The 8,914-nt window shown below is 53.6% G+C and carries 15 protein-coding genes; 5 read left to right on the top strand and 10 right to left on the bottom strand.

Annotation, left to right across the window (positions count from 1 at the left end; genetic code table 11):
- Both YA0848_RS08715 and YA0848_RS08710 read right to left on the bottom strand, forming a co-directional pair.
- On the bottom strand, positions 1 to 143 hold a 143-nt coding region (locus YA0848_RS08715; protein ID WP_124180121.1), incomplete at its 3' end, for a Y-family DNA polymerase.
- On the bottom strand, positions 133 to 564 hold the full coding sequence (locus YA0848_RS08710; RefSeq protein WP_014003917.1) for a LexA family protein: 432 nt from the start codon (positions 562 to 564) through the stop codon (positions 133 to 135). The genes YA0848_RS08715 and YA0848_RS08710, both read right to left, overlap by 11 nt.
- Positions 565 to 720: 156 nt before the next feature.
- On the opposite strand from YA0848_RS08710, the gene YA0848_RS08705 reads away from it, so the two are divergent.
- A complete protein-coding gene (locus YA0848_RS08705; protein WP_198731252.1) occupies positions 721 to 1,221 on the top strand; it encodes a hypothetical protein in 501 nt (166 codons plus the stop codon).
- A gap of 64 nt (positions 1,222 to 1,285) precedes the next feature.
- Here YA0848_RS08705 and YA0848_RS08700 read toward each other — a convergent pair whose 3' ends face one another.
- Positions 1,286 to 1,705: an AsnC family protein gene (locus tag YA0848_RS08700; RefSeq protein WP_198731251.1), complete on the bottom strand. Its 420-nt coding sequence runs from the start codon at positions 1,703 to 1,705 to the stop codon at positions 1,286 to 1,288.
- 192 nt (positions 1,706 to 1,897) lie between these two features.
- Here YA0848_RS08700 and YA0848_RS08695 point away from each other — a divergent pair, with 192 nt between their 5' ends.
- From YA0848_RS08695 to YA0848_RS08680, 4 genes are all read left to right on the top strand, one after another.
- A complete protein-coding gene (locus YA0848_RS08695; RefSeq protein WP_198731250.1) occupies positions 1,898 to 3,505 on the top strand; it encodes a DNA sulfur modification protein DndB in 1,608 nt (535 codons plus the stop codon).
- Between the two features lie 53 nt (positions 3,506 to 3,558).
- Complete coding sequence (locus tag YA0848_RS08690) at positions 3,559 to 3,828, top strand: hypothetical protein (protein ID WP_198731249.1); 270 nt, start codon at positions 3,559 to 3,561, stop codon at positions 3,826 to 3,828.
- A gap of 174 nt (positions 3,829 to 4,002) precedes the next feature.
- Positions 4,003 to 4,239: an antirestriction protein ArdR gene (locus YA0848_RS08685; protein ID WP_198731248.1), complete on the top strand. Its 237-nt coding sequence runs from the start codon at positions 4,003 to 4,005 to the stop codon at positions 4,237 to 4,239.
- Positions 4,236 to 4,577 (top strand): hypothetical protein, encoded by a 342-nt coding sequence (locus tag YA0848_RS08680; RefSeq protein ID WP_198731247.1) that lies wholly within the window; start codon positions 4,236 to 4,238, stop codon positions 4,575 to 4,577. The genes YA0848_RS08685 and YA0848_RS08680 overlap by 4 nt, the downstream gene beginning before the upstream one ends.
- Here YA0848_RS08680 and YA0848_RS08675 read toward each other — a convergent pair.
- The 7 genes from YA0848_RS08675 to YA0848_RS08645 all read right to left on the bottom strand — a co-directional run bounded on the left by YA0848_RS08675 (position 4,559) and on the right by YA0848_RS08645 (position 8,760).
- Positions 4,559 to 5,506 (bottom strand): tyrosine-type recombinase/integrase, encoded by a 948-nt coding sequence (locus YA0848_RS08675; RefSeq protein ID WP_014003911.1) that lies wholly within the window; start codon positions 5,504 to 5,506, stop codon positions 4,559 to 4,561. The two genes, YA0848_RS08680 and YA0848_RS08675, sit on opposite strands and share 19 nt — an antisense overlap.
- Entirely contained in the window at positions 5,506 to 6,030 is a 525-nt protein-coding gene (locus YA0848_RS08670) for an N-acetyltransferase (protein ID WP_198731246.1), read from the bottom strand. The genes YA0848_RS08675 and YA0848_RS08670 overlap by 1 nt, the downstream gene beginning before the upstream one ends.
- A gap of 72 nt (positions 6,031 to 6,102) precedes the next feature.
- Positions 6,103 to 6,351, bottom strand: a complete 249-nt coding sequence (locus YA0848_RS08665) for a hypothetical protein (RefSeq protein ID WP_102642952.1) — start codon at positions 6,349 to 6,351, stop codon at positions 6,103 to 6,105.
- A 44-nt stretch (positions 6,352 to 6,395) separates the two neighbouring features.
- Entirely contained in the window at positions 6,396 to 6,896 is a 501-nt protein-coding gene (locus tag YA0848_RS08660) for a hypothetical protein (protein WP_198731245.1), read from the bottom strand.
- Between the two features lie 97 nt (positions 6,897 to 6,993).
- A complete protein-coding gene (locus YA0848_RS08655) occupies positions 6,994 to 7,623 on the bottom strand; it encodes a hypothetical protein (RefSeq protein ID WP_102642950.1) in 630 nt (209 codons plus the stop codon).
- Positions 7,616 to 8,320: a nucleotide-binding protein gene (locus YA0848_RS08650; RefSeq protein ID WP_198731244.1), complete on the bottom strand. Its 705-nt coding sequence runs from the start codon at positions 8,318 to 8,320 to the stop codon at positions 7,616 to 7,618. The genes YA0848_RS08655 and YA0848_RS08650 overlap by 8 nt, the downstream gene beginning before the upstream one ends.
- 11 nt (positions 8,321 to 8,331) lie before the next feature.
- Positions 8,332 to 8,760, bottom strand: coding sequence for a hypothetical protein (locus YA0848_RS08645; protein WP_014003906.1), 429 nt, complete (start codon positions 8,758 to 8,760; stop codon positions 8,332 to 8,334).
- Between the last annotated feature and the right edge of the window lie 154 nt (positions 8,761 to 8,914).

Genomic DNA, 8,914 nt, shown 5'->3' with positions numbered 1-8,914 from the left:
CGGTTACCACCCCTCAGATCCGAGTTGCTTAAGACGACAACGGGGCGCTGCCGCAGCTCGGGCCTAAAAATGCGCTCACAGCTGCAGTAGAACGAGTTGACGTCCACCAGGGCGAAGATAGGTCTGGAGCTGTCAGCAGACATGCTTGGTCAGGTCCCAGGTTACGACCCCAAACACATCAATCGAGCCGTATTGATCAGGGGTGATGGTCTTATAGTTGGGGTGGGCCGATTCCAGTAGCCAACGATCATCGGGGGCCTTGGCCAACCGTTTCACCAGCGGTTGGTTATCCACGTAGGCCAGAACGATCTGGCCGGTTCTCGCCGCGATCGATCGGTCTACAATTAAGATACCGCCGTCGTAGATTCCCGCGTCACGCATGCTTTCGCCCTGGACACGCACAATCCATACGTGCGGCGCCCGAATATTCAGCAACTCATCCAGGGAGATCGGCGGCTCGTAGTAATCAGCTGCAGGGCTTGGAAAGCCGCCTGCAGCCGTTCCGGCGAGAACCGAAATGAGCTGGCTTGAGTCTCGAAGGGGCTGAAGAGATACGACATTCATGGTGGCACCGATTTGATACTGTTTGCATATACAGTAATGCAGCAGTCGCTGCACGACTAGCGTCGGTTAGACAAATGGCGTCTCCTGTAGCTGACAGTTCCAGAGATTTCCGCCTATAGTGCCCTAACAGATATATGTTTTAGCCAAGGCAAAGCTATGCAATTTCTCGAAAAAGAAAGGCTGTTACAGATCTATGAAGAGGAGATAGAGGCCGCGTATGCCGAGCTCCTTGATGCGTTCATGAACATGCTGACGCTTGGGGTAGGGGATCCCAGGTCTATGGCTGGTCGATGCGGCGCACGAGTTGCTGCAGCGCACAAGCGGTGCAAGCGAGGGTTAGTGTTTTCCGAGCTGGTGATTGCTCGTGATGCGGGCTTAGATATAACCCCAACGGTTGCTGAGCATGTGTGTGAACGGCTGATCGGCCGTGGGGTAGATTTCCGAAAGGCGCTAACATTCTTTGGCACGCCTGGCCGTACTGCAGCGCAAAAATCTGGCGTGGTCCAGGAAGACATGGCCAGTATTGAAGCGCAGCTGTCTCCGCAGGTGAGTTTGCTCATCTACGAGATGTCGGTGATCCGTGAGCGCCACAAGGAAGAGTATGGTGACCGAGTCGAGGCAGCAGTTAAAGAGCTCCAGGGCAATTCAGGGGCCTAATGCATAGATGTGTTAGATTCCCTAAAACATATATGTTTTAGGCCATAAACAGGCAACCGTCTCGCTAGGGGAGGACAGGCTTCGCACAATTCAGTCTCTTGCGGCGCTGGGCGACAGCTTGTCTGGAGCAGCCGGCGCGGCGTGCAATCTCCGCGTTACTTGTGGTTGGGAGAAGATGATCAAAATCTTCCAGTTTTTGCCCTTGGCGTGGTTCGTAAATATCCACCTGCAATAGCCGTCGCCGGCGGCCAATTTCGTACGCACTGACGCAAAATATTTTTGCCAGGGCTACGTCCGACATAGTGCCTAAGAGCGGGTCATAAGGCTTGCTGATCGCTTTGTCGTCCGAAAATGGTGGAATGCCTTTGTTGGTCCGACGGATCTGGACTGCATTCGTAGTCGTGCCCGCCAGGTAGGCCACAATGCGGTCGTAGCATTGGCCAAGAAGCCAATCGTAGGGTTCGATCTTGGAGTATTTGGGCATCGCCGCTTCCAGGCTGGATGTGACCGTTTGAAGTGCTTGAAGAAGCGCACGGTAGCGCAGTGGGAGAAATATACCCTAACACATATATGTTTTAGCCTTATCGCCGCGACCTAGCCCTCGCAAAAAAATGTGTGCATACGTACGTACGTATATTATTCTTTCTCCATTCTCACCAGGTAATCGGAGGCTGGAATGTTCGATGCAGTGATCGCCAAAGAAGCGTGCTCCCTTGAGACACAGCGGTTTGTACCGGGGGAGGTTGTTTCGATTCACAGGGACGGCACAGCGGCTCGTAATGCCGCGGACAAAGCCAACAAGCGCAAAGGCGAGTACGGCCTTTTTGTGGCGGTTCACTCCGAGAGCCTGGTGAAGAAGGGGGATTTGCGCGAAGACCTGTTGAATCAACATGAGCTGAATGAGCGCCGTGAGTATGGCAAGCGACTGATGCGAGCAATCTTGTCCGATGAGCTCACCGGTAAGCGCAACGTAATGGCTGACGACGCTGGATATCACCTGCAGCATTTAGGTATCACTTTGGAGGAGCTCAAAGAGTGGTACGAAGAAGAGGTTCGGGCAGAACATCTTGAGCAACAGATCCGCTCTCAGGAGCATGCACACTTGCGGGCAAGAGGGTTCGAGGCTCAAAAAGCTATCGACGAGATTCGTAACCAACCCTGCTTTGCTGTACCAGCCGTGCGTGGTATCCAGGCTGGGCAGGAGTATTTTCTCGCCCAGATTCCATACCCAATCCTGGCTCGCCTGTTTGTTTTCGACGAAGAGGAAGCCGTGCCTGCGGAATTGCGCGCTCAGCGTGCGCTGAACAAGAAACGGGCTGAATCCATCAGTGAATACATGCTCGACAACCGGGACACCTATGTACTGCCAGCGCTCACAGCGAGCGTCGACAAGGCTATGGCTTTTGAAGCGCTTGAAGGCATCGAGCAACTAGGCACGCTACACATTCCCATGAGCGCCACCATGCTGATCAACGACGGACAGCACCGGCGCCTGGCTATCGAAATGGCACTGCGCAACGATGAGACGCTGCGCCATGAAACGGCGCCGGTACAGATTCACTTTGACCAGGGCCTGCAGCGCTCTCAACAGATTTTTGCTGACATCAACAGCAAGGCGGTGAAGCCTTCTAGCGCGATCAACGCGCTATATGATCATCGCAATCCTTACAACACCTGGCTCCAAAACCTCCTCACTCAGTTGCCTGCGATCAAGCGCAAGATCGACTTCGAGAACGGTACTCCGGGCATGCGTTCGTCCAAGCTCTGGAGCCTGATTGCGTTCAAAAAATTCGTGACGCTGCTCACGGGGCTCAGTGAAAAAACCATCACTGGCCTGAGTGATGATGAGCTAATGGACTGCGCCGATCTTGTGCGTGAGTTCCTCGAAGGTTGCGAGAAGTACATTCCGCAGTGGGGCAATATGGTATCCGGCAAGATCGCAGCCTCGGACGTTCGTGAGAATTTCGTCATCGGACACGCGGTCTTCCTGGAGGCGCTCGGGATGTTCGGTCGTGAAGCGCTGTTCTACGGTACGCATCTATCGCCTCAAGAGAAGAACGCCAAGGTCATTGACCCAGGCAAGGCCAAGTGGCATGTCTTGAGGCCACTCGAAGCGCTACAACCGTCAAAGGCCGACGGCATGTGGGAGAATCGGTGCGTGGTATTGGGCAAAATGCAAAAGACGGTCGACGGGACCAAAGCCACTGCCGCTCAGATGCTTTCGATTGCCAACATTCCTATGCCGGAATCGCTGGCCGAATTGCACCAGCGCATCATCAAGTGAGTACACCGCAGCGAGGCGCGTAGGCGCCTCGATCACACTTCAAGGAGATCGATATGTCTGTAGGAACTGATAGGTTGATACCGGTTGGTACTGCGCTGGTGGCTGTAGTCGCTGCGTCGTTCACGCACGGTGTGCTGCAGCTGCTACCGGAAGTAAGCTTTGCCGCGCACGCCTGGATGATGTTTGGGGTGCTGATTGCGGTCGGCATACTCGGGACAGGTCTCTGGTGCGAGACCCAGCCTGATGGTATTGGAATGATCACTGCGATGGTGTTCTACCGCTGGCCGGTGGGGCGATCTGGGGAGGGCTTTGGCCTGCAATGACAGAGTGGGGAGCGATCGGCCTGGCGTTTCCTGGGCAGACGCCACCGGTTGCTTGGTGGGCCTCGAGCACGGTGAAGTGGGTAGGGCTCGCAGCGATTCTGGGTGGCGGGTATTACTGGCTGTATCGGAAAAATTTCGACTAATCCTGGACTGGATTGTTTCGCGGAGGTTCACATGGAACTAGAAATCAGCACCCTTCAGAAGACAGCCCAGAACTGGCGTGATAGCAACCAATGCAATCAGGGAGGGATCGTCCTGGTATGGCAGGGGGCCGTATACGGTTGGAAAAATGAGTTGCGCGACCCTCAGCATGAGCAGCCAGGGGCTATCGCAGTGGATCCAGCCGGTCAGGTGTTCATCGCTGCAGGGGGTGATGCCTACAACGGTGCCACGCACTGGTTGCCAGTATGAAGGAGCTCGAAGAAATGGAGCGGAGGTGGCTCGCGGCCGATATAGCCAGGAAAGTTGCGATGCGCGCTGCGCTACGCGACCGGATGCTTTGGCGGGACCAGTTGGTCAATGTCGTTTGCGGTGCAATCAAGGCTGTTTGCATTACCGTCGCACTCGGCATGGTAAGTAAGCAAATCGGCTTGCCTACGGACATCTCGCTAACGTTCGCAATGTATGTTACTGGCCCGTTTCTGGCTTTAAATCCATGGGCATTCTTCTGGCGCAATCTGTTCCGTGAACGTGCGAACGCGGCGTTTGATGATGCCCTGGATAATCCGCGTCAATATTTGACCTTGTAGGTCGGCGAATCCTCCGGCCGCTGGCCACGCCGATCGTAAAGCCGCGTCGTGCTGATATTGGAATGTCCTAGCCAGGTCTGGACCTTCGCGATATCAGCCTCGTGCTCCAAGGCATTGGTTGCTGCAGTAGCTCGCAGCCCATGCACACCAAGGCCAACCACCGCAATGCCGGCCGTTTTGGCCCAAAAACCGATGATCGAATAGATACCGTTGGCCAGCAAACGCGCCCCTGGCGTCCGCCCGCGAACGGAGCGAAACAATGGGCCCGTGGTTCGCTCCCCATCCGCTTCAAGGTACTGGTGGATCCGCTCTGCAGCCACTGGATGGAGTGGCAGGTAGCGTACCTTGCGACCTTTGCCATGCACCTTCAAATGACGAACGCCGCGGCGTTCCTGCAGGTCGTCGACATCCAACATAGCTGCCTCCTCACGACGCAAGCCGTGGTACAGGAGAACCGCCAGCAGGGCTCGATCGCGAAGCCCCTTCACGGTGTCCAGATCTGGAGCATCAAGCAGTGCCTTGGCCTGGTCGTCGCCCAGCGCCGGCGTCTTACCTTCATTGCTCTCATTTGGAGGCCGCTTGACGCCATGGACGGGATTGCCACCCGCCACAGCGTTACTGTCCAGCAGGTGATCAAATAGGCTGGTCAACGCCGCAAGCTTTCGCCGGATGGTTGCGGCAGACAACACTCTGCGCTCGAGGTCAGCTCGCCAAGCTAAAACATGGGCGCGTTGAACCTCTCTGAACTGATCCGGATGGACAATGCCGACGAAAGCGGTGAAATCGCCGATATCGATGCTGTAGGCACGGCGGGTCTGCGGATTATCAATGTTGGCCAACCACTCGGTAGCAGCTGGCACCTCAGATAGAGCCAGGTACTGCGCTTCAGTGAGTTTGCCAGGCTGCCTGGTTACCAGAATGTCTTTCATCAACGCATCCGCCGTCGTCTATTAGGCGTGCTGGTATCTACAGGATCGACAGGCTTCGCGTTCAGTAATCGTTCCCACCGTTGAGTTTCCGCATCCATCTCATCTTCACCACGGATCTCAGCGGCAATGGAGCCACCCGACTTTGCCAAGGCGGATTTCGCCTTCGACCAAAAGCCTAGTGCAGATCCCCAGATATGAACCGGCACGATCGGAACCCGGTGCTGTTCATGAAGCACTTTTAAAGTGGCTAGGCCATGACCATTTGCGCGGTGCTGATCGTCCACATCAATCTTGTGAACGTACACGCGGTCGAGGATCGGGTTCAAACCGTATTCGATGCTACCCACGCGCGTAGCGCCGGCGTAAATGCCGGCGTAAATGGTCGGAGACGGATAGCCAAATTGGAGCGGGTGCGAACTTTCCCGTTCAGTCACTAACTGAACGGGTTGTTCGAGCTTGGTCGATTTTTGAGATTTACGGCGCGTGTGTTCGAAAAAATCACGCAGAGGGTCAAACCAGTCCACAGAACCACTCCATGTCAGAAATTGGTGATAACGTATTTTATCACCAATTTATGAACGCGGGGGGGAGGGAGCCTATGCAGCGCTCAAGCGCGCTTGAAATGCTTCCATTTCTTTCACCGTGCTGATGTCTGGCACAAGCCTTGGACACAGGTTGAGCTGGGCCGAGATGTAAGCCAGGGTCCGAACACGCTCAACCGAAGTGTTCATGGCTTTTGCAACTCGTTTGGCAGCACCAGGTCGGTTCAGGGCGCAATGCGCGGCCTCCAAGATTTCGGCAAGCAGGTCTTCATCGATCTGTCTAAGCATGTCTTTCAAGTCCATAGGATCCATCCTTCAGTGATTGAGCAATGAGTGCAGCGAATGCCCTAGAGGGCGGTGATTTCCGCATTCATAATGCAGGCCAAATCAGCGCCAAGCTGACGCCGAATACGAGCAATCGAGGTGTCACTAGGAGGCGCTTTATAGAAGGAGAATTCTGGTGAGTTCGAATGCTGCAGGACGATCAGATGAGTCTTGCCGAGACGTTTCAATCTCCGCAGCTGGGCAACTTCATCGATCATCTGGGTGATGGCCATGTCGAGCCATTCTGGCGCTTCAGTTGGCTCATCCATAGCGTGCCCTTGGAAGGTCAATTGAAGTTGGTAGCCTTGCGCTTTCAACTGCGCAACCAAGTTTGTTTGCTGAGCAGAGTCGATTTCAACCCGCGTCATGCCGCCATCGCCATTGTTGGATACAAGACCAAGCATTTTTTTGTGGAGATAGACTTTGCAGGACCACGCTAGGCCTCTGGATGTCTCGGCTTCCTTGTAGCCCTTGATGTCCAATCCGACATTGCGATAGGCCTTGATGTTTGAGTACGCTTCCATAATTGACCTCCGTATTGACGTACACTCATTATACATCGCAATTCCGTATTGTGTGTATTATACGGAATAAATGGGCCAAAAAATAATGGCCCACTCGTCATAGCACAAACACCAGAGATAGCAACGATAAGGCCAGCAATAGCCCAAATAACAAGATAGACTTTATTGTAGGTTTTTGTTCTATGAATGTTGCACCTAGTAACCCAGCAGAAATAATGGGGAGAAGCCACCCCACGGGGGCGTTGAGGATTATCGTGACGATATTGAAGAGTGGTCCCCTTGCCGAGCCAATTTGAGCCCAATAAGGAACCTGCCCGCTGCCAAGCACAAACCCAACAGTCATGCACAAGCCTGCAAAACAAAGAAGCGCGAATAAAACGAACCCCCAGGCTCTCCATCGAGCGGCATCAGCAACTTTCAGCGCAACAGCTTGACTAGCTTCGCTTACAGCAACGGACAATGTGGAGAGCGCCTTTTTTGTTTCTGCGTCTGCCATCTCGGCAAACAATGACTTATGCTTGTCAACTTGTTTGTCAACCTGCCTGGCAATCAGCTCTGGGTACTTTGCATACATCGTGTCGTAGGACTGCAAGGCCATTAAGATTAGCCAGAGCGAATCATTGTTATGCAGGTTCAATGCATTTTTAACCCTATAGAGATCCTGCACCTCTTTATCAGAGGCTTGCCTGCCCAAGAGTTTCTCAAAAGCTACCTCAATATCATCCATTGATAACCTCCCCCATCACCTTATTCACATCGCGACGCCACCTGGTCAGTTCAGCACGATTTCCAATTGGTAATTCTTTCAAAGCTTTCCCGATCGAAAGTCGTTTGCTGTACAAATCATCACTCACCCGGTCCGCCAGGTCTGGCAGCATCAGTGACTTTCCGCCTGCGCCCTCGATGCTTTCCCTTATGTTTGAATTGTTGTAAAGCTCAAACTTGATTTCATCACCGAAGTAAGCATTTCGGATCACATGGGTAGTGGATCCTGGCAGCGCCTCTCGATATTCCTTGAGCAGTTCCAAGCTGTCTCGTTGTCGGTTGATCACCCAAAGAGTGATGAGTTTCCGGTTCAGTTCACCGAGCGTGCTGTTCAACGTTTCTCCGTACGCAGCTACGCCTTTGTTGTTCCGTGCTGCTGTGTTGACTACCACAACGTGATCGCGGAATTCGTCGCAGACGTTGACCAGGTCAATCCAGCCGTTTGCGTCGTCCAGATCTATCAGCCTGCACTCTATTTCGTCTTTATACATCTTCCAAACATCTGGATTGGAGGTATCCGATTCAATCAGCAATACCTTGCTTCCAGCTTGGATCAAAGTGTCAACCAAACCTATCGTAGTGAAGCTTTTGCCTACGCCGCCTTTGCCACCACCGCTGACGTAGATTTGACCTACCTGGAAAGTCGACTTTTCTTTCATAGGTTTGCTCCTCAAATGTCATCCGTATCTGTTTTCGGTTGGAAACCGGGATTCCCTTCGCGTGTTACCCCGGTTGTTACCTGATGTACACCCTGAGCCGCCTTAGCGCCGGCCTGAGTGGATGTTTCTTTCCCACCTTGGCGATCCTCGCTGGAAGCCTTAACCCGAGCCTTTGGCGTGCGCCGGGTTTTGCCTCTCACAGAACCCCTCGCCCTAGTGAGATAGCTTTTCAGCGTTGTCTCCGAAATTTGCATTCCACCTGCTGTCAAAATTTCGGAAATCTTTGCCAGGCTGTAGCCGCGTGATTGCAGCTCTTTTATCGATCCTTGCATCATCTCGACTGCCTTCAGCTTTGAGACCGGCTTGTCCGGTTGCTCTACCTCTGGCAGGTTTTCGAGATCGCCCATGAGCTTCTCGATTTGCGAAATGGTGAATCCCATTTTGCCTTCCCCCTAACGTCCTCTATGCCCTGATTCTATGGGCATCCCTTGCGTAGTCAAGTTCCGTACGATAGCCTTGATACGAAATGAGGTCTACAGTTTTGGACAGGGTAGGGTTTGTACTCCCGCCATAAATGGCGTCCGTCCAACCGGC

The organism is Pseudomonas sp. S4_EA_1b (assembly GCF_016307435.1).
Taxonomy (GTDB): domain Bacteria; phylum Pseudomonadota; class Gammaproteobacteria; order Pseudomonadales; family Pseudomonadaceae; genus Aquipseudomonas; species Aquipseudomonas rhodesiae.
The sequence above is the reverse complement of the archived record's forward strand: the minus strand, read 5'-3'. Positions and strand labels throughout refer to the sequence as shown.